The 26242-nt window shown below is 71.1% G+C and carries 21 protein-coding genes and 2 tRNA genes; 8 read left to right on the forward strand and 15 right to left on the reverse strand.

Annotation, left to right across the window (positions count from 1 at the left end):
* Window positions 1–48: 48 nt before the first annotated feature.
* Together ACQEUX_RS22570 and ACQEUX_RS22575 are read left to right on the forward strand one after the other, a co-directional pair.
* Window positions 49–789: an ATP-binding protein gene (locus ACQEUX_RS22570; protein WP_433051746.1), complete on the forward strand. Its 741-nt coding sequence runs from the start codon at window positions 49–51 to the stop codon at window positions 787–789.
* Between the two features lie 88 nt (window positions 790–877).
* Window positions 878–1450, forward strand: coding sequence for a DUF5709 domain-containing protein (locus tag ACQEUX_RS22575; protein ID WP_433051749.1), 573 nt, complete (start codon window positions 878–880; stop codon window positions 1448–1450).
* Window positions 1451–1456: 6 nt separating this feature from the next.
* Here ACQEUX_RS22575 and ACQEUX_RS22580 read toward each other — a convergent pair whose 3' ends face one another.
* Together ACQEUX_RS22580 and macS are read right to left on the reverse strand one after the other, a co-directional pair.
* Window positions 1457–2110: a response regulator gene (locus ACQEUX_RS22580; RefSeq protein ID WP_433057069.1), complete on the reverse strand. Its 654-nt coding sequence runs from the start codon at window positions 2108–2110 to the stop codon at window positions 1457–1459.
* A 14-nt stretch (window positions 2111–2124) separates the two neighbouring features.
* On the reverse strand, window positions 2125–3264 hold the full coding sequence (gene macS / locus ACQEUX_RS22585; RefSeq protein ID WP_433051752.1) for a MacS family sensor histidine kinase: 1140 nt from the start codon (window positions 3262–3264) through the stop codon (window positions 2125–2127).
* Between the two features lie 120 nt (window positions 3265–3384).
* On the opposite strand from macS, the gene ACQEUX_RS22590 reads away from it, so the two are divergent.
* Window positions 3385–3840: an ATP-binding protein gene (locus ACQEUX_RS22590; protein WP_433051755.1), complete on the forward strand. Its 456-nt coding sequence runs from the start codon at window positions 3385–3387 to the stop codon at window positions 3838–3840.
* 129 nt (window positions 3841–3969) lie between these two features.
* Here ACQEUX_RS22590 and ACQEUX_RS22595 read toward each other — a convergent pair whose 3' ends face one another.
* On the reverse strand, window positions 3970–4908 hold the full coding sequence (locus tag ACQEUX_RS22595; protein ID WP_433051758.1) for a ribose-phosphate diphosphokinase: 939 nt from the start codon (window positions 4906–4908) through the stop codon (window positions 3970–3972).
* Window positions 4909–5010: 102 nt separating this feature from the next.
* Here ACQEUX_RS22595 and glpK point away from each other — a divergent pair, with 102 nt between their 5' ends.
* Window positions 5011–6498, forward strand: coding sequence for a glycerol kinase GlpK (gene glpK, locus ACQEUX_RS22600; RefSeq protein ID WP_433051761.1), 1488 nt, complete (start codon window positions 5011–5013; stop codon window positions 6496–6498).
* 67 nt (window positions 6499–6565) lie between these two features.
* On the opposite strand, the gene ACQEUX_RS22605 is transcribed toward glpK, so the two are convergent.
* The gene (locus ACQEUX_RS22605) at window positions 6566–7399 is read right to left on the reverse strand and encodes a phosphoribosylaminoimidazolesuccinocarboxamide synthase (protein WP_433051764.1); all 834 of its coding nucleotides are present in this window, start codon (window positions 7397–7399) and stop codon (window positions 6566–6568) included.
* A 137-nt stretch (window positions 7400–7536) separates the two neighbouring features.
* Between ACQEUX_RS22605 and ACQEUX_RS22610 the strand changes: the two genes are divergently transcribed.
* On the forward strand, window positions 7537–8868 hold the full coding sequence (locus tag ACQEUX_RS22610; RefSeq protein WP_433051767.1) for an ABC transporter substrate-binding protein: 1332 nt from the start codon (window positions 7537–7539) through the stop codon (window positions 8866–8868).
* Window positions 8869–8926: 58 nt separating this feature from the next.
* On the opposite strand, the gene ACQEUX_RS22615 is transcribed toward ACQEUX_RS22610, so the two are convergent.
* Window positions 8927–9175 carry a hypothetical protein gene (locus ACQEUX_RS22615; RefSeq protein WP_433051770.1) on the reverse strand — a complete coding sequence of 83 codons (249 nt, stop codon included), beginning with the start codon at window positions 9173–9175 and terminating at the stop codon, window positions 8927–8929.
* 164 nt (window positions 9176–9339) lie between these two features.
* On the opposite strand from ACQEUX_RS22615, the gene ACQEUX_RS22620 reads away from it, so the two are divergent.
* The gene (locus tag ACQEUX_RS22620) at window positions 9340–13125 is read left to right on the forward strand and encodes a S8 family serine peptidase (RefSeq protein ID WP_433051773.1); all 3786 of its coding nucleotides are present in this window, start codon (window positions 9340–9342) and stop codon (window positions 13123–13125) included.
* 118 nt (window positions 13126–13243) lie between these two features.
* Here the strand turns inward: ACQEUX_RS22620 and ACQEUX_RS22625 are convergent.
* The 8 genes from ACQEUX_RS22625 to ACQEUX_RS22660 form a co-directional block, all read right to left on the reverse strand.
* A tRNA-Met gene (locus ACQEUX_RS22625) sits at window positions 13244–13317 on the reverse strand.
* Between the two features lie 187 nt (window positions 13318–13504).
* Window positions 13505–14236, reverse strand: a complete 732-nt coding sequence (locus tag ACQEUX_RS22630) for a MerR family transcriptional regulator (protein ID WP_433051776.1) — start codon at window positions 14234–14236, stop codon at window positions 13505–13507.
* Window positions 14237–15619, reverse strand: coding sequence for a serine hydrolase domain-containing protein (locus ACQEUX_RS22635; RefSeq protein WP_433051779.1), 1383 nt, complete (start codon window positions 15617–15619; stop codon window positions 14237–14239).
* A gap of 347 nt (window positions 15620–15966) precedes the next feature.
* Window positions 15967–16040 (reverse strand) — tRNA-Met (locus ACQEUX_RS22640).
* Between the two features lie 84 nt (window positions 16041–16124).
* Window positions 16125–17066, reverse strand: coding sequence for a hypothetical protein (locus ACQEUX_RS22645; RefSeq protein ID WP_433051782.1), 942 nt, complete (start codon window positions 17064–17066; stop codon window positions 16125–16127).
* Window positions 17056–17565, reverse strand: a complete 510-nt coding sequence (locus tag ACQEUX_RS22650; RefSeq protein WP_433051785.1) for a SigE family RNA polymerase sigma factor — start codon at window positions 17563–17565, stop codon at window positions 17056–17058. Before ACQEUX_RS22650 ends, ACQEUX_RS22645 begins: the two co-directional genes overlap by 11 nt.
* A 186-nt stretch (window positions 17566–17751) precedes the next feature.
* On the reverse strand, window positions 17752–20754 hold the full coding sequence (locus ACQEUX_RS22655; protein ID WP_433051787.1) for a UPF0182 family membrane protein: 3003 nt from the start codon (window positions 20752–20754) through the stop codon (window positions 17752–17754).
* A 96-nt stretch (window positions 20755–20850) separates the two neighbouring features.
* Window positions 20851–21864, reverse strand: a complete 1014-nt coding sequence (locus ACQEUX_RS22660) for a YlbL family protein (protein WP_433051790.1) — start codon at window positions 21862–21864, stop codon at window positions 20851–20853.
* A 184-nt stretch (window positions 21865–22048) separates the two neighbouring features.
* On the opposite strand from ACQEUX_RS22660, the gene ACQEUX_RS22665 reads away from it, so the two are divergent.
* Window positions 22049–23269 carry a zinc-dependent metalloprotease gene (locus ACQEUX_RS22665; protein WP_433057071.1) on the forward strand — a complete coding sequence of 407 codons (1221 nt, stop codon included), beginning with the start codon at window positions 22049–22051 and terminating at the stop codon, window positions 23267–23269.
* Between the two features lie 231 nt (window positions 23270–23500).
* Here ACQEUX_RS22665 and ACQEUX_RS22670 read toward each other — a convergent pair whose 3' ends face one another.
* Together ACQEUX_RS22670 and ACQEUX_RS22675 are read right to left on the reverse strand one after the other, a co-directional pair.
* Window positions 23501–24109: a hypothetical protein gene (locus ACQEUX_RS22670; protein ID WP_433051793.1), complete on the reverse strand. Its 609-nt coding sequence runs from the start codon at window positions 24107–24109 to the stop codon at window positions 23501–23503.
* 896 nt (window positions 24110–25005) lie between these two features.
* A complete protein-coding gene (locus tag ACQEUX_RS22675; protein ID WP_433051796.1) occupies window positions 25006–25536 on the reverse strand; it encodes a M48 metallopeptidase family protein in 531 nt (176 codons plus the stop codon).
* 513 nt (window positions 25537–26049) lie between these two features.
* On the opposite strand from ACQEUX_RS22675, the gene ACQEUX_RS22680 reads away from it, so the two are divergent.
* Window positions 26050–26220, forward strand: a complete 171-nt coding sequence (locus ACQEUX_RS22680; RefSeq protein ID WP_208869694.1) for a DUF5679 domain-containing protein — start codon at window positions 26050–26052, stop codon at window positions 26218–26220.
* Window positions 26221–26242: the final 22 nt, after the last annotated feature.

Consider the following 26242-nt stretch of genomic DNA (forward strand, 5'->3'; position numbering starts at 1 on the left):
GAGCGCCCGAATGCACGACCTGCCACCAACGCGCACAATGGGGCGATCATGTCGAGCTGTCTCGTGGAGATAGACGAATCGTCCGCGGTGGTCCGGCTCACCGGGGTCCTGAACGCCGACGGGGCCGCAGCGGTACGCGCCGCGCTGCTCGCCCGACTCTGCGACCGACCCGGCCCGGTGGTGGTCGACGTGAGCGGGCTCCAGGTCACTGACCCGGCTGGTTGGGATGTCTTCGCCGCGGTTCGCCGGGAGGTGGCCGACTGGCCCGCGGCGGATCTGCTGCTGTGTGACCCGGCGGCCGGCGGGTCCGCCCAGGTGGACGCCGGGTTGGCCGGCGTGCCCGCCTGGCCGACCCTGGACGGTGCGCTGGCCGCCGTCGCGGCGGCGCCGCTGGCAGCGGTACTCACCGCCGAACTGGCCCCGACCGTGGGAGCCGCGCGGCACGCCCGTCAGATGACCAACACCGGTTGCCTACGCTGGGGCATGCCGACGCTCGCCGACTCGGCGTCCATCGCGATCACCGAGATGGTCAACAACGCGGTGGCGCACGCCCGGACCCCGATGACGGTCCGGCTGGCTCCTCAGGACAGCACCCTGCACCTGGCGGTTCGCGACCACTCCCCCCGTCGGCCGACCTTCGCCGGGTTGTCCCCGCCGACCCGGGCCGGCGGCCGGGGCCTGCTGCTGATCGACACGATGGCCCGTCGCTGGGGCAGCAGTGCCGTACCGGACGGCAAGGTCGTCTGGTGCGTACTGCACCCGGACGACGAGGCCGCACCCTCCGGCTGACGAGGGTTTTCGCCCCGGTGCCGGTTTCGCCACCGCATGGCCGGCGGTGCACCGGTTACGGCGGGAGGGCAGCGGGTAGTGCTCAGACATGCGCGACAACGAGTACCCGACCCCCTTGTCCGACACCGAGGCGCAAGGGCTGCCCGACACCGCCGATGACGACTCGACCGCCAACGACGACGTGCTCACCGGGCGCGAGGCGGACGGCCCGGACCCGGCCCAACTGCCCGGCGACCGGACGCCGGTGGCGGTGGACCGGTTCGGGACGACCGCCGAGGAGCAACTCGACGGTGAGTCGTTGGACTACAAGCTCGAACGCGAGGTCTACGAGCGCCCGGCGGACGACCCGCTGGCCGGCACGATCGACCCGAAGATCGCCTTCGAGGCGGACAACCTGGAGGCCGCCGCGGAGGCCCAGCTGGACGCCGACGTGATGGATCCCGGGCCAACCTCGGACCCGAACTCGCCGGTCTCCCTGTACGACCACGGTCAGCTCGGCACGGTGGCCGACGCGACGGTGGGCCGGCTGGTGGAGCCGGACGAGGGGTCGCACACCGACCAGGAGACCGACTCGGTGGCGTACGACGCCGGGTCAGCCGGCGGCGGTGCGACCGCCGAGGAGCTGGCCATCCACGAGACGGAGCCGCCGCGCTCGGTCTGACCGGAGTCAGTCGTCCAGACCGCGTTCGATGGCGTACCGGGTCAGCTCGACCCGGTTGTGCAGTTGCAGCTTGCCCAGGGTGTTCTGCACGTGGTTCTGCACCGTGCGGTGCGACAGCCCGAGCCGCTGCGCGATCTGCTTGTACGACAGCCCCTTCGCCACCAGCCGCAGCACCTCCGTCTCCCGGTCGGTGAGCCGAGGCGTCCCGGGCTCCGCGCTGCCCTCCGGGTCGGTCCCCTGCCCGGGCCCGGCGGCCAGCCGGCGGTACTCACCGAGGACGAGCCCGGCCAGGCCGGGGGTGAAGACCGCGTCGCCGGCCGCGGTACGGCGGACCGCGTCGAGGAACTCGGCGGGCGCGGTCGACTTCACCAGGTAACCGGTGGCCCCCGCCTTGACCGCGTCCAGGACGCTCTGCTGCTCGCCGCTCGCGCTGAGCATCAACACCCGCACGTCGGGCAGCGCCGCGCGCAGCCCCAGGATCACGTCGACGCCGGAGATGTCCGGCAGTTGCAGGTCGAGGACGACCACGTCGGGCCGGGCGGCGGCGGCCACCCGGATGGCCTGCCGCCCCTCGCCGCTGGTCGCCACCACCAGGAAGCCGGCCTCGGTCAGGTCGCGGGCGACGCCCTCCCGCCACATCGGATGGTCGTCGACCACCATCACCCGTGTCGGGTTCACCGCTCTCCCCTCGGCACGGTCAGCTCGATCTCGGTGCCCGCCTCGGGGGCCGACACGATCCGAACCGTTCCGCCCAGGTCGGTCACCCGGCCACGGATCGACTGGGTGATGCCGAGGCGGCCCTGCACGGCCGCCTCGGCCAACCGGCCGTCCGGGATGCCCGGCCCCTCGTCACGGATCGACACGGTCACCGTCGCCCCCTCGTCCTCGATCAGCACCCAGGCCCGCCCGCCAGCGTGCCGCCCCACGTTGTCCAGGGCCGCGCCGGTCGCGGCGGCCAACTCTCCGGCCACCCGGCGGGGCAGCGGCACCGGGGTGGCCGGGGCGGAGAGGGACACCGCCGACGAGGCGTACCGGCCGAGCAGGGTCCGCAGGTCCACCACGGCGACGTCGGGGCCGTCCGGGGCCACGGCGGCGGCCGGGCCTGCGCCGGCGATCAGCGCCCGCAACGCGGCCTCCTGTTCGCCGGCCAGCCGGGCCAGCTCGCCGGCCTCGCCGGGCAGGTCCGCGCCGCGCCGCTGCACCAGCGCCAGCACCTGGAGCACGGAGTCGTGAATGCCCCGGGCCAGCCGCTCCCGCTCCCGGGTGGCGGCTTCCAACTCCACCGCGCGTTGCAGCCGTTCCTCGGCGGTCGCCGCGAGCCGGGCCACGTGCCCGACCACCAATCCGGCGAGCAGCATCAGGATCACCCCGGTGAACGAGGACTGGCTGACCCGCTCCCGGGTGGCCAGGTCCGCGCCGGCGATCAGCAGCGCGGCGACGGTGCCCCGCCGCCGGCCGCCGGAGACGGCCCAGGCCAGCACCGGGCCGGCCATCCAGGCCACCCCCATGGTGGGTACGCCGGTGGCGAGCGCTGCCCGGCCGACCACCCACGGGGTGGCCAGCACGACGGCCAGCACCACCCCGAGGTCGGCCAGCAGCAGCGGCCAGCGCCGCCAGGCCGGCCGGGCGTACCCGATCGCGGTCGCCCCGGTCCAGACGATCATCACCAGGATCAGGGCACCGACCGCGTACGGGTGCGCGTACCGGTCGGCGTCGCGCACCGCGAGTACGCAGACGTACGCCAGGGACGCCAGCCGAAAGACCGCGAGCGCACGCCACAGCGGCACCTCGAAACCACCCGACGGCGACGGCATGGCGGTCAGGATGCCACAGCCGGGCCAGCCGCACGGCGAGCTGCGAGTGCGGTTCAGGAAACCCTGACGTACGGTGGAAAAGCCGCGAAATACTCCGAGATCCGCCGCCGGGACGGGCCCATGACCAACGCAGATCCGCACGCACCGCGTACGGTTGTGCCCATCGAACCTGCCCTCCTGATCGCCGAGGCCTTCGACCAGGCCCAGGTGACCGACATTCGACACTCGGTCACCTCCTGCGCGCACGCCTCCGGGCTCACCGGCCAACGGCTGGACGACTTCGTGCTCGCCATCAACGAGCTGATCACCAACGCGGTGCGGCACGGCGGCGGGCACGGTTGGTTGCGGCTCTGGCACGAGCGGGGCCTGCTGGTCTGCGAGGTCGCCGACCACGGGCACGGGATCAGCCCGCAGCGACTGGGCGACCGCACTCGGCCAGCCCCGGACACCGCTGGCGGCTGGGGCCTCTGGCTGGCCCGCGAACTGACCGACGCCATGGAGGTCGTCACCGGAACCGCCGGCACCACCGTCCGCGTCACCACCCGCCTCGGCAGCCACGACCACACCCCGCACTGATCCCCGCGTCGGTGCCCTGCCCTTCCCCGCCCCGGCGATCTTGCACTAACTGTCCCGACGAACTGCCCAGAACCGGTCATTACGGGAACAGAAACTGCAAGATCGCGGGGAGAGGGTGCGGGGGTCGGGTCAGGCGAACAGCGCCGAGACGGACTCCCCGTTGTGGATCCGGCGCATGGCTTCGGCCAGGGCGGGGGCCACCGACAGGACCTGCAATGCGGGAACCCGCTTGGCGGCCGGAATGGGCACCGTGTTGGTGCAGACGATCTCCAGCACGCCGTCCTGGTCGCTGAGCCGCCGCAACGCGTCACCGGAGAAGAGGCCGTGCGTGCAGGCGAGCCGGATCGAGCGGACCTTCAGGCCGCGCAGATGCTCCATCAGCTCGACCACCGTGCTGCCCTTGGCGATCTCGTCGTCCAGCACGATGACGTCCTTGTCGGTCACGTCACCGATCACCGCGCTGATCTTGACCAGGTCGTCGCTGAACCGCTGCTTCGCTCCGGCCGCGACCGGCGTCCCGAGCAGCCGGGCGAAGGCCGCCGCCTCCTTGGCATTGCCCAGGTCCGGCGAGACCACCACGGCGTTGCTGAGGTCGTAGCGCCGAAAGTGGCTGGCCAGCTCGCGCAGCGCGTGCAGGTGATCCACGGGGACGCTGAAGAAGCCGTGCACCTGCGGCGAGTGCAGGGTCATCGCGAGCACCCGGTCCGCCCCGGCCGAGGTGAGCAGATCCGCGACGAGCCGGGCGCCGATCGAGATCCGCGGCGCGTCCTTCTTGTCCGATCGGGCGTACGCGTAGTGCGGAAGGACCACCGTGATCCGACCGGCGGACGCACCCCGGGCGGCGTCGATCATCAGCAGCAGCTCGACCAGGTGCTCCTGCACCGGCGGCACCAGCGGCTGGATCAGGAAGACGTCCCGCTCGCGGCAGTTGGCCTGCAACTGCACTTCCAGGCAGTCGTTGGCGAACCGGGACACCCGCACCGGATGCAGCGGCACCCCCAGGTGGGCGCAGATCTCGGCGGCCAGGTCGGGATGGGCAGTTCCACTGAAAACGGCGATGTCGCGCACGTTCGCACATCGTAGGCGAAGCGGCCGGCGACGGACGGCGGCGGGCCGCATCCGGCCGTGACGGAGGTCGCACCGTACCGCCGGTCCGGGTACGGTGCTGCGGTGACCCCCCAGTACGTCGCCGCCATCGACCAGGGCACCACCTCCTCGCGGTGCATCGTCTTCGATCGGGCCGGGGAGATCGTCGCCGTGGCCCAGCGCGAGCACCGGCAGATCTTCCCCCGCCCAGGCTGGGTGGAGCACGACGCCGAGGAGATCTGGGACAACGTCCAGCAGGTGGTCGAGGAGGCGCTGCGGACCGCCGGCACCGACGCGGCCGGACTGGCCGCCGTCGGCATCACCAACCAGCGGGAGACCACCGTCGTCTGGGACCGGGCCACCGGCCGCCCGGTGGCCAACGCCATCGTCTGGCAGGACACCCGGACCGGGCCGCTGCTGCGCGAGCTGGCTTCGACGTACGGCGAGGAGCGGTTCCGTACCCGCACCGGCCTACCGCTGGCCACCTACTTCGCCGGGCCGAAGCTGCGCTGGCTGCTGGACGAGGTCGACGGCCTGCGCGAGCGCGCCGAACGTGGTGAGGTGCTCTTCGGCACCATGGACAGCTGGCTGATCTGGAAGCTGACCGGCGAGCACGTCACCGACGTGACCAACGCCAGCCGGACGATGCTGATGGACCTCACCACCCTGGACTGGGCCCCGGACCTACTGGACGCGATGGGCGTCCCGGCGGCGATGCTGCCGGAGATCCGCTGCTCCGCCGAGGTGTACGGAAGGGCCACCACCGGCGTCCTCGCCAGGGTGCCGGTGGCCAGCGCGCTCGGCGACCAGCAGGCCGCCCTGTTCGGGCAGACCTGCTTCCAACCGGGCGAGGCGAAGTGCACCTACGGCACCGGCAGCTTCCTGCTGCTCAACACGGGCGCCAGCCCGGTCCCGTCGACGCACGGCCTGCTCACCACGGTCGCCTACCGGATCAAGGGCCAGCCGCCGGCGTACGCCCTGGAGGGCGCGATCGCGGTCACCGGCTCGCTGGTGCAGTGGCTGCGGGACAACCTCGGGTTGATCTCCACCGCCTCCGAGGTGGAGGAGCTGGCCCGCACGGTGGACGACAACGGCGGCTGCTACGTGGTGCCGGCCTTCTCCGGGCTCTTCGCCCCGCACTGGCGCAGCGACGCGCGCGGTGTGATCGCCGGCCTGACCGGCTACATCACCAAGGGGCACCTGGCGCGGGCGGTGCTGGAGGCGTCGGCGTGGCAGACCCGCGAGGTGGTCGACGCGATGAACGCCGACTCCGACGTGGCGCTGCGCCGACTCCGGGTGGACGGCGGGATGACCGCCAACGGGCTGCTCATGCAGTTCCTCGCCGACGTGCTCGACGTGCCGGTGGTCCGCTCCCGGATCACCGAGACCACCTGCCTGGGTGCCGCGTACGCGGCCGGTCTGGCGGTCGGCTTCTGGCCGGACCTGGCCACCCTGCGGGCGCAGTGGCGCTCCGACGCACAGTGGGAGCCGGCGATGGACCCGGAGCTGCGCGACCGGGAGCTGGGCCAGTGGCGCAAGGCCGTGCGGCGCACCCTCGACTGGGTGGAGTGAGCCGTGCCGGTGACCAATCCCTGGCTGGGCGGCCCAGCGAGACCGGTGGTGGGGCGCCTCGCCCGGCTCAGCTCCAGCGGTTGCCGGTCAGCTTCTCGTACACCTCGACGTAGCGGGCGCGGGTCGCCTCGACGACCTCGGCCGGCAGGTCCGGGGCCGGGCCCTGCTTGTCCCAACCGCTGCCGGTGGCCCAGTCCCGCACGTACTGCTTGTCGTAGGAGAACTGCACACGGCCCGGCTGGTACGACTCCGCTGGCCAGAACCGCGACGAGTCGGACGTGAGTAGTTCGTCGGCGAGGACCAGCGTGCCGTCCGGCGCCCAGCCCAGCTCGATCTTGGTGTCGGCGACCAGGATGCCCCGGTCGGCGGCCAGCTCCGCGCCGCGCCGGTAGACGTCGATGGTGATCTGCCGCAGTCGCTCGGCGGTCGCCTGGCCCACCTTGTCCACCACGTCGTCGTACGTGATGGGTTCGTCGTGCTCGCCCATCGGCGCCTTGGTCGACGGTGTGAAGATCGGCTCGGGCAGGATCGACGCCTCGCCCAGCCCTCGCGGCAGTGGTACGCCGGAGACGGCGCCGGTCCGCTCGTACTCCCGCAGGCCGCCGCCGGTGAGGTAGCCGCGAGCGACGCACTCGACCGGGAGCATGTCCAGCCGCTGGCACCGGATGGCCCGCCCGGCGAACTCGGCGGGCACGTCGGTGGCGGAGATGACGTGGTTTGGCACCAGGTCGGCGAGCTGCTCGAACCACCACAGCGAGAGTGCGGTGAGCAGGCGACCCTTGTCCGGGATCGGCGTCGGCAGCGCAACGTCATAGATCGAGATGCGGTCCGAGGCGACCAGGATCAGGTCCTCGCCGTCGGCGTAGATATCCCGAGCCTTGCCCGAGTGCAGAAGTTCCACGCGCCCTAGTACACCACGCGGCATCGGATGGCCTGATTCGACCACCCAGGCCGGGGTGACCGGACGGACGTTGACACCTTCCCGCGCTGCCTGCGTGAATGGTCCGACCGCCGCCCCCGCAGGTCCAGGAGACCCCCGTGCCCGTTGTTCGACCCCCGATCGACCGCCTCGGCGCCGACCCGGGCCGACGCCGACTGCTCACCGCGCTGCTCGGTGCACCCCTGCTCGCGTCCGGTGGGCTGGCCGGATGCAGCGACGGTGCCGCCACGTCGACCCAGGACGGGCCGGTGGAGCTGTCGGTCTTCTGGTGGGGCAACACCAAGCGGGCCGAGCTCACCGAGAAGGCACTGCGGCTCTACTCGGAGCGCAACCCCCGGGTGACCTTCCGGGTCACCTGGCAGGGTGCCGACGGCTACTACGACCGGCTGGCCACCCAGGCGGCGGGTGGGAACGTACCGGACCTGGTCCAGATCGACGACGCCATGCTGACCGAGTACTCCCAACGCCAGATCATCCTCGACCTCTCCGACCGGGTCGCCGACCACCGCCTGGATCTGCGGGGCCTGCCGGAGGGCCTGATCCGCTACGGCACGGTGGAGGGGCGGACGATGGCGGTGGCCAGCGGGCAGACCCACGCGGGCGTGGTCTTCAACCGGGACCTGCTGCGGGAGCTGCGGGTGCCGGAGCCACGCGGTGGAATGACCTGGGCCGAGTACATCTCCTGGGCGGAACAGGTCACCGAGGCCAGTGACGGCCAGGTGGCCGGCACCATGGACGCGTCCGGTGACTACCGGGCACTCTGGCTCTGGCTGCGGTCGCAGGGCGGCGAGTTCTACCGGGGCAACCAGCTCGGTTTCGGCGCGGACGAGCTGATCGCGTGGTTCGAGCTGTGGCAGCGGGCCCGCAGTGGGCGGGCCACACCGGGCGCGGCGCTGGTCGAGCAGGCCGACAACGGGGAGCCGGCCCGGCAACTGGTCGTCACCGGGTTGACCGCCGCGTCCTTCGCCTGGTCCCACCAGTTGCCGGAGCTGCAACGACTCACCAAATCCGAGTTGGGCATCGTCGGCTTCCCCGGCCCGCCGGGTGCTCAGTGGGCGCGGGCGTCGATGTACTGGGCGGCGTTCCGGGGCACCCGCCATCCGGACACCGTCGCCGACGTGATCAACTTCTTGACCACCAACGGTGAGGCCGGCACCCTCCTCGGCCACGAGCGGGGGCTGAGCGCCAGTCTCGCCGTCCGCCGCTACGCCGAGGGCAGCATCACCGACCCGGCCCAGAAACGTGCCGCCGCGTTCGGTGCCAGCATCGCCGACCTGCTCGGGCCGGCACCGGCGCCACCGCCCGCGGGACACGCCAAGGTGCGCACCCTGTTGGTCACCGCCGCCGAGCGCATCCGCGTCAAGCGTGACGGCACCCGAGAGGCGACCGCACGCTTCATGTCACAAGCCATCGCGGCCCTCGCGGTGTGAGCACCCCGGCGGCCGGCCCCGGGCCGGCCGCCGGCGACTGTCGTCGCCTTCGGCCCGGTCAGCGCGGCGGGCCGCCCCGGCGGTTGCGCATCAGACGCAGCACCAGGAACACGACGATCGCGACCACCACCAGACAGCAGAGCAGCGGGAGGACTCCGAAGCCGCTGCGGCCTCGCCGCCGGGCGGCCTCCACCACCAACTCGCCGGTACCCGTGGACGCCCAAGCCGCGACAGGCACGAAGACCGCCAGCACGACCGCACCGAGGACCGCGCTCAGACGGCCCCACCACCTACCGAATGAAGACATGCACCCATCCTCGCCGAAGGGTGCAACCTGGGCACGTCGGTCCACGCCGAATCATGGGATCGAGATCGTCACCGAGTACGCGGGACGACGCGCAACCTTCTCGCAACACCCGCGCAAAGATGATGATCTTTACATGAATCTTCAAAGGTGATCGGATTCGGCCCATGGTCAACTTTCAAGGCATGGTGCCGCTTTCTCGCACCCGAAGATCTGCGGCAGCGGCGGTCGGCGTCACCCTCGTGGCCGCCCTCATCACCCCCACGGCGGCTCACGGCGCCCCACCGCCTCCGGCCACACCGGCCACGACCGACAACGCGCACCGCCCACCGGTCACGGTCACACTGATCACCGGCGACAAGGTGACGGTGACCCAGGGCGTCAACGGTGCGACCCCCTCTGTGGACGTCAAGCGCGCGCCCGGCGCCACGGGCTCCGTGCGCATCGCCACCGAGGACGGAGACACCTATGTGTACCCCGACGAGGCGATGCCCTACCTCGCGACCGGTCGACTCGACAAGCAGCTCTTCGACGTCACCCAGCTGATCGCGCAGGGCTACGACGACGTGCGGGCCTCGGAACTCCCGCTGATCGTCACCCGTACGACGGGCTCGGCGAAGCTCAGGACCGGCACCACGCTTCCGGGCGCGCAGACAACGATGGACCTTCCCTCCGTCCGGGGTGAGGCAATCCGAGCCCGCCGGTCGCACGCCGCCGACTTCTGGTCGGCCCTCACCGGTGGCGGGCAGCGCGCCGGTCAGTCGTCCACGGGTCGGAGTGGTGCCACGTCGACGCCCGCCTTCACGTCCGGCGTCGACAAGGTGTGGCTCGACGGCAAGGCGAAGGCGGCCCTCGCCGACACCACTGCGCAGGTCGGCGCTCCTGCGGCCTGGGCCGCGGGGGGCACCGGCAGCGGTGTCCGGGTCGCCGTCCTGGACAGCGGGGTGGACACCACCCACCCGGACCTCGTCGACCGGGTGGTGGCGTCCCGGAGTTTCATTCCCGGCGATGACGTCATCGACCGGAACGGGCACGGCACCCACACCGCCTCCACCGTCGCCGGGACAGGCGCCGCGTCCGGCGGTAAGGAACGAGGCGTCGCTCCCGAGGCCGACCTGGTGGTGGGCAAGGTCCTCGACCAGAAGGGAAGCGGGTCGATCTCGGGGATCATCGCGGGCATGGAGTGGGCGGCGCGGACCGAGCGCGCCAAGGTGATCAACATGAGCCTGGGTGTCAGTGTGTGGCACACCCAGGACGACCCGCTGAGCCAGGCCGTCAACCAGCTGACCGCCGAAACCGGCGCACTCTTCGTCGTCGCCTCCGGCAACGACGGACCCGGTCCGTACACGCTCGGCGCGCCGGGCACCGCGGACGCCGCGCTCACCATCGGCGCGGTGGACAGCTCCGACCACCTGGCCGACTTCTCCAGCGTCGGGCCGCGCATGATCGACGAAGGGCTCAAGCCCGACATGACCGCCCCCGGTGTGGACGTGCTGGCGGCACGTTCGCAGCACATCCCCTGGGGCGAGGGTTACTACTACGTGGACAGTGGCACCTCCATGGCGGCCCCCCACGTCGCCGGGGCCGCCGCCCTGCTGGCACAGAAGCACCCGACGTGGAGTGGACAGCAGATCAAGGACGCGCTGATGAGCACCAGCGTGCCCACCCCCGACTACAACGCCTACCAGGCCGGCAGCGGTCGGCTGAACGTGGCCGCCGCCTACCATCAGGACCAGGTCATCGCGACCGGGTCGGTGGACGCCGGGCTCGTCGGGTCGTCGTCCGGCGGCCAACAGCAGCCGATCAAGCGGACGATCACCTACACCAACACCACGGCCGACCCGATCACGTTGGACCTCTCCGTGGACTCTGGCACCGCCCCCGCGCAGACGTTCGCGGCAACCGCCGACCGCGTCACGGTGCCGGCGCGCGGAACCTCGACGGTCGACGTCGTGGTGGACCCGAAGGGCCTCCCGGCGGGCCGGTACTCCGCCCAGGTCACGGCCCACTTTGCGACCGGTGCGGTGCACACCGCCGTCGGGGTCGCCGTCGAATCCAAGAAGTACGACCTCACCATCCAGCTGAAGGACCGCTCCGGCCGGCCCATGAGCGGCGAGGTCGAGATCGTCAGCGCCGACGCGGGCTCCACCTTCATGTGGGTCCCGGACGGAAAGCTCACCAGCCGCTGGGCTCCCGGCTCCTACACCATCGTCACCGCCGCTGACGTGGAAGGTCTGAACGGGCCCCGCTCGCTCGGGCTCGCGATGCTGACCGCTCCCGAGGTCGACCTGACGACCAACCGGGTCGTGGAGCTCGATGCCTCACGAGCACGCCAGGTGAAGGTGGCGACACCCCAGCCGACCGCCGTCGTCAACAGCAGGATCGACGTCTACCGGTCCTTCACCTCCAGCGAGCCGACGCCCACCGACTGGAGTGCCCTGAAAGAGACCGTCTGGCCCGGCCTGGCCTACGACAGCCTGTGGGCCCTCCCCACCAAGGACACGGTGAAGAAGGGCAGTTTCGTCTTCACCACCAGGATTCGCGCCGAGCAGACGCCGCTGGAGATCACCTACAGCGGCCGCCGCCTCAGCGACCCCCTCGTGCAGCCCGGTTCACGGCCGCTGCCCGACGGCACCTCGCGCCTGGACGCCGTCTTCGCCGGCAACGGCGCGACGGCCGACTACGCCGGCCTGTCCGCCCGGGGCAGGACCGTGGTCGTCCGCAGCAACGACTCGGTGAACCCCACAGATCAGGCAGCGGCGGCGCACACCGCCGGTGCGGCGATGCTCCTCGTGGTCAACGATCGTGACGGTCGCAAGAGCGACTGGTACGGCAACCCCGACGCCGTGACGACCGGGCCGATCCCGGTCGCCTCGGTGACCATGGACGAGGGCGAGGCGTTGATCCAGAAGATCACCGCTGCGGGTCGCAACCCGGTGCGGCTGGCCGTGGTGGCCCACCCCGCGCCGACGTACCTGTACGACCTGGTCGACTACCACCGGGGAGGGGTACCCAGCGACCCGTCCGCCAAGACGGACCCCCGTAACCTCGCCCGGATCGATCTCACCTTCTCCCCGCCGCCGGGGAAGCAGTCCACCGAAACGCGGCTGGACTTTCCGCCGTACGAGTACGCGGCAGCACGCGCGTTCCCGTTGGAGCCGGTGGCACCCGGGCCGCGTACCGACTGGGTCTCCGCAGGCGACGGCATCAAGTGGATGCAGTACGCCGACGTCGCCAACTGGGCGCAATCCCACACGGAGGCGATCGCCTACCGGCCGGGCAGCGTCCAGAAGGACCGCTGGTTCGGGCCCATCACCCGGCCACGCCTGCTCAGCACCGAGATCCCGTTCCGCGGTGAGACCTCGATGAGCGCCTACATCCAGGGCTTCGGCGATGCGGGAGCCGCGCACAGCGGCGGGGCCAGCATGTCGCAGATCGTCACGTTCTACCAGGGTGACAAGCAACTGACGCAGTTCGACGGCTGGCCGGAGGTCGGCGCCGGTGAGCTGGCACCGGAGAAGCTGCCGTACCGGCTGGTCGTCGAGACCAAGGGCAATCCCGACTTCAGCCCGTACTCGACCGCCACGCACACCGAGTGGAGCTTCATCTCCGGTGGCGCCACGGAGGTGCAGGCCATCCCGCTGGTCCAGCTGGACTACGGGACGGACGTGGACGCCGCAGGTCAGGCGAAGCGCAGGACCGACCTCTCCATCACGCCCGTGGTGGTGGGTAGCAGCGCCGCTCGGGACGGGGTGTCCTCGCTCACGCTCGAAGTCTCGTACGACGACGGGGCGACCTGGCAGCGGCAGGACCTGAAGGAGAAGAAGGGCACCTGGCAGGCGTCGCTCAACGCGCCGAACCGGGCCGACTTCGTGTCCATCCGGGTCACCGCCAAGCAGCGCAACGGCGGCGGCGTCACCCAGACCGTCACCCGGGCCTTCGGCCTCAGGTAAGACCCGCGAGGGGCCGGTGCCTGCCCGGCACCGGCCCCTTCGTGGTCTCTCGCCTGGCCGGGGCATCACACAAGCCCGGCCCCCACATCGTGGGGGCCGGGCTTGTCACTTCCAGTTGTAGCGGGGACAGGATTTGAACCTGCGACCTCTGGGTTATGAGCCCAGCGAGCTACCGAGCTGCTCCACCCCGCGTCGACTGGTTAACCTTAACCCATCCGTTCCGGCGATGATCAGCGGGGTCACTACCGGGTCAGGGAGCCCGCGGCGATCACCTACAGGGACTGCACCCGGGCGTCGACGTCGGCAAACGCTCCACCCCACGTCGCGTCGGAAGCCTGAACCCGACAGCGCCCGACGTCGCGCTGAGACCGAGCGGGGGTCAGCCGGGCGCGCCGCTCTCCCGCACGAGTTCGGCGAGCCGGTCCCAGGCTGGCGACGTCGTGCTGGCCGAGGTCCCGACCAGTCGGGCGGCGGTCGCGTCCGGGAGCTGTTCGTCCTTGGTGCCGCCGTCACGGTTGACCATCCAGCGCCACATTCGTTCGGCCAGCACGGGCAGGCGCGGATCCTCGGGGGCCCAGTCGAACGCCGCGTCGTACTCCAGGTAGATGCCGACGAACTCCGGATCGTCGATCGAGTCGTGCTTGCCGGCGAAGAGCAAAGCCGCCTCCTTCGGCGAGACCGAGTACAACAGGATCCAGATGTCCCGCTCCATCCGTACCAGTCGCTCGCCCACGCCGAATGCCCGCAGCCGGTCGAGAAAGTCGGCCACCTCGGGCGAGACGAACAGCCGGTCACCGCCGCCGAGCCGGGCAATCCGTTCACGGGTACGGATCAACTCCTCGGCCCGTTCCCGTAGGTCGCGGTCGATCTCGGCGATCGCCGCGGCGAACCGGTCCGGGTCGGCCGCGAGCAGCTCGCGGACCCGGGCGAGCGGCACCCCAGCCTCGGCCAGCGTCTTGATCTTGACCAGGTCGATGGCGTGCTCGGCGCCGTAGCTCCGGTAGCCCGACGAGTCGCGCGGTGGTTCCTCGAGCAGACCGCGATGGTGGTAGTGGCGGACCGCCTTGATCGTCACGCCCGCGTACCCGGCGAGTTGACCGATGGTGATCATCTATGCTGCCCGGACCCGAGTGAAGAGACGGCCGGCGAGGTCCACCCCGACGACCCCGCCGGTTGCGTCGCGGGTGAAGAAGCCGCGCTGCCCGGTCAGCCCACCCTCGGTGATGATGTACTCGTCGCCGTCGCCCGGGAGCAGGCCCATCGCAGCCGGCGGGTAGTCCGGGGGTGCTTCGGTCTCCAGCGCCGCGCGGATCTCCGGCTTGATCCCGACCTCCAGCGTCATCCCCGCCCCGTCGGTGGCGACGAGCAGCGTCATCGCGTCGTTCTCGTAGCTTCCCGCGACCTCGGCGGCGCGCGCCTCGTCGTACGGGGCCGGCTCCGGGTCCCGGTCGACCACCCCCAGATAGTGCTCGAGTGCCCAACGCAGCACGGCCTGGTTGAACGGAATGCCATCCGGGCCGAGGTTCGCGAGCGAGACGACCGCGAAGTCACGCCCCGGTACGGTGAGCAGTTCGGCGAACTGGCCGTCCGACGACCCGGCATGCCCGACGGTACGGACGCCATCCACTCCGCGCAGGAACCAAGCGATGCCGAGCGCGTCGCCGGCGCTGCTGCCCCGCAGCTCGACCGTCGGCTCAGTCATGCTCCGCAACAGTTCCACGGGGATGACCCGCTCGCCGCCTTCGGCGCGTCCGTCACCCAGGTGGAACCGGGCCCAGCGCAGCTGGTCACGCACCGAGGACGCCAGCCCGGCGCCGGGGTTGTTGCCGCGTCCACCCGGCCGCCATGGCCGCGCGACGGAGAGCGCGCCGTCCTCGCCGCGGTTGTGCCCCACGGCGAACCGCCTGGTCATCACGTCGAGGGGCGCGAAGAGGCTGTGCGACAGCCCCAACGGCTCGGCGAGCAGCGAGGCGACGGCCCGCTCGTACGTCAGGCCCGTAACCTTCTCCACGATCCGCCCGGCCAGGTTGTAGCCGGCCTGGCTGTACGAGGCGCGGGTGCCGGGCGGAGTGATCAGCTTCAGATCGGCCAGCCGCGCCACGTAGCCGGCCAGCGCGTCGTCCCCCTCACCGGTCTCGACGATGACCGACCAGTCCAGTCCCGACGTGTGGTTGAGCAGCTGCAACACGGTGATCTCCGCCGCCACCCGCTCGTCGGCGAGCGCCAGCTCGGGGACGTACCGCCGCACCGGCGCGTGCAGGTCGACCCTCCCCTGCGCGACGAGGCACATCAGAACGCTCGCCGTGTAGGTCTTGGTGACCGAGGCCAGCGCGAACAGCGTGTCCCGGTCGACCGGGACCGGGTTCTCGACGCTCGTCACGCCGTGACACGCGTAGACCTCCCGGCCCTCCACCCATACCCCGACAGCAACGCCCGGAATGCCGAACTTCGTGGCGGTCGCCGCGACGAAATCGGAGAGCGTGTCGTGTGCCATTCGTGTTCCCTTTCCGCCCCTCTTCGCGCCCGGCGCCGAGCTCGTCGCGGTGTCCCCGCACCGGCTCGCGCCATGTTCCCGCGCGTTCCTGCCACGAATGCTCGAGCCTTGACGCAGGGGCAAGGTCAAGTCTGGTCGGGACATCTCGGAGTTACATCGGGTGCCCTGGAAGCGGGCCGCGATCGCGCGGCCCCCGGCAATGTTCGGGCCGCCTGCCGTCCGTTCGCCATCGCGACGGGTGGCGCTCCCACGAAATGCCGCATCGTGACGCTTCGTATGGCCACTCGTTGCCCACCAGATGACAAAGAAGCCCGCCTCCCGAAACAGGAGGCGGGCTTCTTTCTTTGTAGCGGGGACAGGATTTGAACCTGCGACCTCTGGGTTATGAGCCCAGCGAGCTACCGAGCTGCTCCACCCCGCGTCGGCTCGCTAACCGTAGCGCACCACCCCCGGGCCCCGCAAAACGACATTGGAATCCGCCGGATCGCGTTCCGGCTCGTTGCGGTCAGCCGAGCCACGTCCTGATGGCGGCGACCGCGCGCCGACTGTCCCCGTCGACCTGTCCCCGCTGGCTGGAGGTGCCCTCCCAGCCCTGTTCCCAGAGCACGGTCACCACGTCACCGACCCGGATCGCCCGAACCAGCCGGACGACCTCCGGACCGCTCGGGTCACCGTTGACGTCCTGACCGGGGCTCCGCATCTCGAACAGCACCGACTCGTCGCCGTACCCGGTGTCGGCAAGTAGCCGCTGCCTGCTCAGCACCGGTGCGGCGTTGCCCGGCCGTTCCTGCTCCGGGCAGCCGCGCACCGCCTGCCGCAGCTCATCCAGCGCGTCGTCGGCGCGCCCGGCCCGATAGATGGTGATGGCGTGCGTGTAGCTGCCGTCCGGGACGTACCCCTCACCGGGGTTCTGCGGCAGCTTGTAGACCACGTTGCGGGTCCGACGCTGCACGACCGCCGCCTCGCTCGGGTAGCGAGCACCGCACAGGCCCGGCAGCACCTCCAGGTCCCGGAATTCCGGCGGGATGCCGATCTGGTTGGCCGAGGCGAGAGCGAAGAATGCCCGATCCGGGATGCTGGTAGGGGTCCGGGGCGGCGGCGCGCCGGTGCGCGGGGGCTTGGCGGTCGTACCCGGGGGTTGGCCAGGCGTGGTCGGCGCGGTGGACGGCGGCGCGGAACCGGCGGTCACGCTCGGCGTCGGCGACGCGGGCGGCGGCGGGAGCGTCGGTGTGCCGGCCGGCGCGGGTACGGTCGGCCGCGGCGTGGCGACCACCTGGGTGCCGATCACCACACCGCCCACCACCAGCGCCACAGCGAGGGTGCTCCCGGCCGTGCGGAGCCGGGCCCTACGGTCCGCCCAGCGTCGCACGACGTCGGGGACGCCCAGGTCGCGAGCGTCGGCGTCGGCGGCGAGCGACCGATACATCTCGGACAGTTCACGCGACATCGTTGGCCTCCAGTTCCACCATGGCGAGATCGGGCAGCAACGCGGCGAGTCGGGCCCGGCCCCGGGAGAGCCAGGACTTCACGGTGCCGACGGGCACGCCGAGCTCACGGCCGATCTCCTCTACCGACATGTCGAACAGGTAGTGCAGCGCCAACGCCTGCCGGTGGGTCGCTGGCACCTGGCGCAGGGCATGGACCAGCAGCACGCTGTCCTCGTTGGGCGGAGGGACCGCCGGTGGGGGCCCGGCCAACCGCAGCGCGCCGCGCAAGCCGCCCAGCCGCCGCCAGCGATCGGTCGCCAACCGGGACACGACCAGCCGCAGCCACGCCTCCGGCGCCGGATGCGCCGCCAGCCGCCCCCACTGTCGCCAGGCCCGGGCGTACGCCTCCTGCACCAGGTCCTGCGCCTCGCTGTGATCGCCGGTGACGGCATAGCCGTACCGCGCCATCCGCCGCGCGGTGCCGCGGTAGAAGTCATCGAAGCTTTGCGCGTCCCTCACGACTGTTCCCCCTCGTTCCCACCCCGTTGCAATGAGGACGGCGGACGAGTGTCGCAGGTTGCGGGCCGGCCGAACTTGTCTGAGAGGTGACACGCGGGCACGCGCCCGGACACGACGGAGCCCCCGCCGTCAGGACCGGTGTGGTCCGACGACGAGGGCTCCGAGAGGAACTTCGGCGGTACCGGGTCAGCCGCCGGCACTCGGGCTGACACTCGGCGACGGGCCGCCGCTGGGCGCACCGGCCGGATTGCCGGCCTGCTGCGCCTGCTGGAAGGCGGTGAGCGCCTCATCCAGCGCCTTGAGCGCGCGACCGTACCGCTCGAAGTCGCCGGACGTCTGCGCGGCCCGGACCTCCGTGATCGCGGTCTGCACCCGGTCGGCGGCGGTGGCCAGGTCGACGCTCGGCGGCGGGGTGCCCGTGCCGCTCGGCGTCGGCGTCGCCGTCGGCGTCCCGGTCGGCGTCGGGGTGGTCGGGTTGCCCCCGGTGGTCGGCGGCGGCGGAGCGCCCTGCCCGGCCCGCTTACCCTGGTCGACCAGCTGCTTGATGCCGTCGTTGATGTTGTCGGCCAGCGCCACGAAGGAGCCGCCGTCGCCGTAGGAGAGCAGCACCTTCTGCAGCAGCGGGTACGCGTCCTGCTGGTTGCTCTTCACATAGACCGGCTCGACGTAGAGCATCCCGTCGGCGAAGGGCAACGAGAGCAGGTTGCCGTACTGCACCTGCGCCTGGTTGCTGGAGAGCAGGTTCAGCTGCTGGCGGATGTTGGCGTTGTTGGTCATCTGCTGGTGCACCTGCACCGGGCCGGAGATCCGGGTCTGGTCCGGCAACTCCAGCACCTCCAGCCGGGGCTTCCCCTCGACGTACGACCCGGAGATCAGCGCGGCGAGGTTCTGCCGACCGTTCGGGGTGACCGCGGAGGTGAGCTGGAACCGAGGGCTCTCCTGTCCCGGGAACTGGGTGAACAGGTAGTACGGGGGCTGCTTCTGGCCGCTGTCCGGAGCGTCCGGCACGTTGGGCACCTGCCAGAAGTCCTGTGCGGAGTAGAAGTCACCCGGGTTGGTCACGTGGAACTTGGTGAGCAGGTTGCGCTGCACCTTGAACATGTCCGCCGGGTAGCGCAGGTGCTCGGTCAGCTCGACCGGGATGTCCGCCTTCGGCAGCACCAGATCACCGCCGAACGCCTTGTTCCACGCCTTGAGCACCGGGTCGGTGTCGTCGTACTCGTAGAGCCTCACCGTGCCGTCGTACGCGTCGACGGTGGCCTTCACCGAGTTACGCATGTAGTTGACGTTCTCCCGGGCCAGCTGGAAGGTGCCCCGGTTGGTCAACTCGTCGGTGGTCTCGGTCTGCAGGTTGACCCGCTCCGCGTACGGGTAGGTGGCCGCCGTGGTGTAGCCGTCGACGATCCACTGCACCCGACCGTCGACCACTGCCGGGTACGGGTCGCCGTCCAGCGTGAGGAACGGCGCGACCTTCTCCACCCGGTCCCGCGGGTTACGCACGTAGAGCAGCTTGGAGTCCTCGTTGACCGCCTCGGAGAGCAGGAAGTTCGACTCCTGCTCCTTGATGGCGTACAGCAGCCGCCGGGTGAAGGAGCCGATCTCCACGCCGCCCTCACCGGTGTAGGTGTAGGACTCGCCGCCACCCTCACCGACCGGCCGGTCGAACTCGGCCTTCTTGTTCGGGTCGGACTGCCCGACGATCGCGTAGTCGTCGGCCGCCATCCGCTCGCCGTAGTAGATGCGCGGCTGCTTGGCCGGGATCTGCTCGGTCTGCGAGGAGCAGGCCTCCTGGGTCTTCTCGCCGAGGAAGCCGGAGACGAAGAACGGCTGCCCGCCGCAGACCACCTGGTTGGCCGGAGCGGCCACCAGCCCGTACCCGTGGGTGTAGACGGTGTGCCGGTTGATCCAGGTGTTCTGCTGGTCGGTCAGCTCGCCGTAGTTGATCTCCCGGACGCCGACCACGTAGTCGGAGACCTTCCCGTTCACCCCGTAGCGGTCGATGTCCAGCTTCGGGCCGAAGTCGTAGAAGCCACGGACCTGCTGGAGCTGGGTGTACGTCTCGCTGACCAGCTGCGGGTCGAGCAGCCGCACGTTCGACACGACCGAGGTGTCGGTGGCCAGGTTCGCTGGTGGGGTGAGGTTGCTCGCCGCGTACGGGGTCGTCTCGGTGGTCCCCAACCCGAACGCCGCCCGCGTCGCGTCGATGCTGCGCTGGATGTACGGCGCCTCCTTGTCCTTGGCGCTCGGCTTGACCTCGAAGGTCTGCACCGCCCAGGGGTAGATGCCGCCGATGGCCACTGCGGACACGCCGAGCAGAGCCAGCGAGATCCCCGGCCAGACCAGGTTCCGCATCCAGGCGTTGGAGAACACGATGATCGCGATCGCCACCACGATCGAGATGTAGGCCAGGATCTCCTTCGCCGGCAGCAGCGCGTTGACGTCGGCGTAGCCGGCGCCGTACAACTTGGCGCCCTCGTTGTACTCCAGCAGCATCGCCCGCCGGTCCAGCACGTACGCGATGGCCTTGAGCAGCACGAAGACCGCGACCAGGCTGCTCAGGTGCGCGCGGGCCGCGTTGCTCATCCGGTCCCCGATGCCCTGCAGACGGACCCCGCCGAAGAGGTAGTGCACCGCCAGCGCGCCGATCACCGCCAGCACCACCGCGGTGAAGGCGACCCCGAGCAGGTAACGCCAGAACGGCAGTTGGAAGACGTAGAAGCCGACGTCGACCCCGAACTCCGGGTCCTTGATCCCGAAGTCACCGCCGTTGCGGAAGAGAAGCCACTGACTCCACCGGTTCTGGGCGGAGAGGCCGGCGAAGAGCCCGACCACCGCGGCGGTCAGCGCGATCCAGGTGCCGAGTCGCGGGCTGAGCGCCATCCGGTAGCGCTCCAGGGTCGCCTGCTCCACCGAGTGCGGACGCAACTGCGGGCGCAACCGGTGGGCCAGCCACAGGTTGCCACCGACGATCACCGCCATGCCGAGGCCGACGGCGAGGAAGAGCACCAGCCGGGTGAGCAGGACACCGGTGAAGACCTCGGTGTAGCGGACCTCGTCGAACCAGAGCCAGTCGGTCCACGCCTGGACACCCCAGCCGAGCAGGGTAAAGAGCACGAACACCCCGACCAGGACAGCGATGGTGACGCGTCCGCGCCGGCTCATCCTCGGAAGGGGGCTGCTGCTACGCATGACCACTGTTGGCTCCGCACGCTCGATGTGATCGGCTCCGACCAGGCACCCAGAGTACGGGGTGTTCCTGAGCGTGTCGGGGCACGGTCACATCGGTCAGCAACGCGTCGGCTGACCACCCGCGCGCAACGTCTCCAGAGCGGTCATCGCCTCGTCCAACGAACCCACCCGCAACAGCGGCAGATCGGGCTGCGGATTGCGGACCGCCTCGGCGCAGTTGTCCGCCGGCACCAGGAAGACCTTGGCCCCGGCGCGCTTCGCACCGACCAGCTTCTGCGCGATCCCACCGATCGGGCCGACGGTGCCCTCGTCGTCGATGGTGCCGGTGCCGGCGATGATCTGGCCGCCGGTGAGGTCGGCCGGGGTCAGCTTGTCCACGATGCCCAGGGCGAACATCAGACCGGCGCTCGGCCCGCCGATGTCTCCCAGGTCGATGCCAAGCGTGAACGGGTGCGGCTGCTGCTGGTCGATCTCGACGCCGATCCGCGGCCGGCCGTCCTGCTCCCGACTTTTCACCGTCGCGGTGGCTGGCACACCGTCACGGGTGTAGCCGATGGTCAACGCCGTGCCGACCGGCTTGGCCCGGATCAGCTCGGTGACCTTCGAGGCCAGCGGCACCGGCTGACCGTCGACCGAGGTGACAACGTCGCCGGCCTTCAGCGCCCCGGCGGCCGGGCCGTCCGCGGCCACCGTCTTGATCACCACCTGCACCGGAAAGCCCAGCTCCCGCAGTGCGGCGGTCTCCGCGCTGGTCTGCGACGCCTTGAAGTCCTCGGCGTTGCGCTGCTCGACCTGCTCCGTCGACTCCCCCGGCGGGTAGACGAGCTCGCGGGGCACCACGGCCTCGTCGTCGGAGAACCAACCCGCGATCGCCCCACGCAGCCGCACCGTGGGCTGCACCCCCACCGTGGTCAGCCGCAACTGGCCGGCCGAGGTCGAGGTCTCCCGGCCGGTGACCTGGATGACCTCCTTACCATCAGCCGTACCGAGGGTGTTGACCGTCGGGCCCGGACCGAGCACCACGTACGGGATCGGCACCCGGAGCACCCCGATGCTCAGCAGGGCGGTGAACAGGGCACCGAGCAGGACCGTCAGGCCACGACGTCTCATGCCGGAGAGCGTACCGACCGGCCGGGGGCCTCCTGCCGGATGCGCCGCGCAACTTCGCCCTCAGCGCAACGCCAGCGGCGGCGACCTGGGGCGCGGCCCGCGTACCGTAGACGTCGTGCCTGATATTCCGTTCGGTTTCGCGCTCCCGGGTGGGCAGCCACCAGACCCCAACGATCCCGCGCAGATGCAGCAGTTCATGTCGCAGTTGCAGCACCTGCTCTCCGCGCCGGGCAGCGGGCCGGTCAACTGGGACCTGGCCCGGCAGGTAGCGGCCAGCCAGCTCGCAGCCGCCGGCGACCCGGCGGTGTCACCGTACGAGCGCAACGCGGTCGAGGAGGCGTTGCGCCTGGCAGACCTGTGGCTGGAGCCGGCCTCGGCGTGGCCGTCGGGCATCCAGTCCCCGGTGGCCTGGAACCGCAATGAGTGGATCTTCAAGACGCTGGACGTGTGGCGCAAGCTCTGCGACCCGGTCGCCAGCCGGATGGTCGGCGCGATGGGCGACCTGGTGCCGCCGGAGGCGCGCGCCCAGCTCGGCCCGATGCAGTCGATGGTGGCCTCCCTCGGTGGCGCGCTCTTCGGCGGCCAACTGGGCCAGGCCCTCGGCTCGCTCGCCGCGGAGGTGCTCTCCGCCGGCGACATCGGGCTTCCGCTCGGCCCGGCCGGCACGGCCGCGCTGATCCCGGCCAACATCCGGGCGTACGGCGAGGGCCTGGAGCTGCCGGAGGACGAGGTCCGCCTCTACGTGGCGCTGCGCGAGGCAGCCCACCAGCGGCTGTTCCAGCACGTCCCGTGGCTGCGCGGGCATGTGCTCAGCGCCGTCGAGATGTACGCCTCGGGCATCCGGGTCAACCGGGAGGCGATCGAGGAGGCGATGGGCCGGGTCGACCCGACCGACCCGGAGTCGATGCAGGCGATCGCCCTGGAGGGCATTTTCACCCCCGAGGACAGCCCGGCGCAGAAGGCCTCACTGGCCCGACTGGAGACCGCACTCGCCCTGGTCGAGGGGTGGGTGTGCCACGTCGTGGACAACGCCGCCAGCGACCGGCTGCCTAACGTCGTCCGGCTGGGCGAGGCATTCCGCCGTCGCCGGGCCGCTGGCGGTCCCGCCGAGCAGACCTTCGCCGCGCTGGTCGGCCTCGAGCTACGCCCGCGCCGACTGCGTGAGGCCGCGGCGCTCTGGGCGGCGCTCACCCAGCACCGGGGGATCGAGGGCCGCGACGCCGTCTGGGGTCACCCGGACCTGCTCCCGTCGGACGACGACTTCGCTGACCCGGTCGCCTTCGCGATGAACGACATGGACCTCAGCGAGCTGGACAACTTCGACTTCAGCGCTCCCGGTGGGGCGGAGGAGAAGGCCCCCGGCCAGCCCGACGAGACCGACGGCGAGGGCGACGCCAAGCCCTGACGCCTGAGCGCGGGTGCCCGCACTGATCGACGGCGGGCACCCGGCGTACAGGTGCCTTCTGCCCTGGGTCCGTCGTGTGCCCTGGGTCCGTCGTGTGCCCTGGGTCCGTCGTGTGCCCTGGGTCCGTCGTGGTTTCGACCTGGCCTGGGCAGCAGGTTGCTCCGGTCCTGCTTCGGGGCCTTGCTGGCACCGGGACCGGACGTGACCCTGGTTGGCGGGCTGTCTGGCTGGTCAGGCGGGGCGGCCGGAGGCCGAGAGAAGGGCGCGGGTCGTTTCCCAGCCCTCGAAGGCCGGGTCCAGCGTGGCCAGGTCAGCCGGGCCGCGCAGCCGTCGCCAGCCGGCGGTGACCGCCACGTCCCCCGGTCGAGGGGCACCGGAACGGGCGTCACCCGGCGTCGCCGTGTCCAGGTCCAGCGGGGGTAGCCAGCCCGGCACGGGCAGTCGCACAGCCACCCCGAGCAGACCCGGGCCACCGCCTTCGACCGGAGCCACCGCGACCGGCCGGGTGGTGAGCGGGCGCAGCAGTTTGCCGACGGTCAGTGCCGGCAGGTCGGGCACGTCGCCGGCGAGCACCGCCGCCTGGTCGTAGCCCTCCAGCGCGGCGAACACGGCATTCGGCGTCGGAGCGGCCACCTCGTACACGGCCGTGCCGGGCCACACCAACGAGTCGGCCAGGGCCCGATCGGCCGGGGTCACCGCGACCGCGACCTCCACCTCGTTGAGCGTGGCGAGCAGGTCGATGACGTCTTCCGCGAGCGCCGCTCGCCACTCCGCCCGGTCGATCCCCGGCGGCGACCAGTGGACCGGCCCGAGCAACGCCACCACCACCCGTCGTGCCACACCCCGACCCTAGCGCCCCGCCTACCGTCGCCCTGACCCCGCCCGGCCCGCCCTCGGCCCCGGCGACCCGCGTTTCGACCCGACCCACTTCGGTCCGGTCCGTGACGCCGCCCCGGCGAACCGGCCCAGCCCAACCCGACTGTGACCCCGCCCCGCCTGACCGACCCAACCCAACCCGACCGTGACCCCGCCCCGCCTGACCGACCCAACCCGACCGTCACCCCGCCCCGCCTGACCGACCCAACCCAACCCGACCGTGACCCCGCCCCGCCTGACCGACCCAACCCGACCGTCACCCCGCCCCGCCTGACCGACCCAACCCAACCCGACCGTGACCCCGCCCCGCCTGACCGACCCAACCCGACCGTCACCCCGCCCCGCCTGACCGACCCAACCCAACCCGACCGTGACCCCGCCCTGCGTGGCCCGACCGACCCGACCCGTGATTCGCCCGGCCTGACCCGACCGTGATTCCGCCCGGCCTGACCCGTCACGGTCCGGCCCGACCCGTCGCCGACTGCCAGACCTTTCCCCGGTCCAGCTGACCTGATCCGTTTCGCCCCTTTTGACCAGGCTCGCCGGACCCTAGCTGGCCGGGCTTGGCCTGCCTCACCTGCGGCCAAGGCGTGATCCACTCGCGTTCCCTGAAGTCGGGGCATCCGAGCGCTGCGGACACCCCGACTTCAATGAAACGGAGTTGATCAAGGAGGCTTCGGCGCAAAACCGCCTGGGCGGCGCGACCAGGCGGGCGGCGCGACCAGGCGGGCGGCGCGACCAGGCGGGCGGCGCGACCAGGCGGGCCAGGCCACCTCGGGCCAGGCCACCTCGGGCCAGGAGGGCGGCCACGAGGATCTCAGCGCGGACGTTGGGCTACACGGGCTGCGGGCGAGGTCAGGTCAGGTGGAAAGGGGGGCGCAGGAGGCGGCGGCGACACCTTCAAGGTAGCCGCGGGCGCGTTCCGCCTTGGGGTAGCGGCCGACCAACGCCCAGAACCGGGCGTTGTGGCTGGGCACGATGAGGTGGGCCAGCTCGTGCAGCAGGACGTAGTCGATCACCCACTCGGGCATCTCCTGGACCCGGTGCGAGATCCGGATGCTGCGGTCGGCAGGTGTGCAGGAGCCCCATCGGCCGTTCTGGTTGGTGACCCATCGGACGCTGGCAGGCACCGCCTTCGTGCCGTGCCCGCCGAGATAGAGGTCGATCAGCCGGGTGGCGCGGGCCAGCAGTTCGGCGTCGGAGCGAGCCAGGCGTCCTTCCCGGGCGGCGAGCCGGGCGAGCATCCGGTCGACCCACTCGCTCTCCTCGGCACGGGAGAACTGGTCCGGGATGAGGACGACGACCCGCTCACCGTCACGGTACGCAGACACCGTGCGTCGCCGACGCTGGCTGCGCCGCACCTCGACGACCGGCTTACGCGTCCCCGCCATCACTGGCCCGCGCAGCCTCGGCTACGTGTCACGAAGGAAAGCTAATGCGTACTGACCAGGGGTCCGCAAGAGTCAACCGCGCGACACGCGCCCAGAAAATGGTGATTGGTCGCCAGGCGTCCCGAAAATTTCTTGGCCGGGATGCCATCGCGCCATCTCGTCACCCTTCGTGAACACCGATGGCGCCGGTACGCGGCACCTCTCCACCGTAGGTGATCACCGTTCCGAATGCTCCCGCGGGGGCACTCGCACGGGTGGCTGTGAGGGTTTGGTCGGCGTGTCCCCGCCAAACTGACTTATCCGACCTATTTCGCCATGCACACTCTCGACGTCGACTTGCTCACAGTGTCGATGCACAGCTGACATGGAACTGCCCAGACCTGGGTAGGGTCCGCGGACCAGCGGTCACGAAGGTGGCCATGGAGTGAGACCCAGCGCCGGCGCCCCGTGTGGCCCGCCGCCGGGCACCCCGCCGGGACGGCATTGACCGGCGGACGAGACGAGGAGGGCACCGTGGCCGACCAGGCCCAGACGACCTACAACGGTTACTGCGTGAAGTGCAAGGAGAAGCGGGACTTCGAGGGGCACATCGAGGTCTCGAAGACCGGGATGAACATGGCCAAGGGCAAGTGTCCGGTGTGCGGAACAACAGTGAACCGCATCCTGGGCAAGGCCAAGGTCTGACCCGTACGGGTGGCGGGGGCGG

Source organism: Micromonospora sp. CA-259024 (assembly GCF_050936255.1).
GTDB lineage: Bacteria > Actinomycetota > Actinomycetes > Mycobacteriales > Micromonosporaceae > Micromonospora.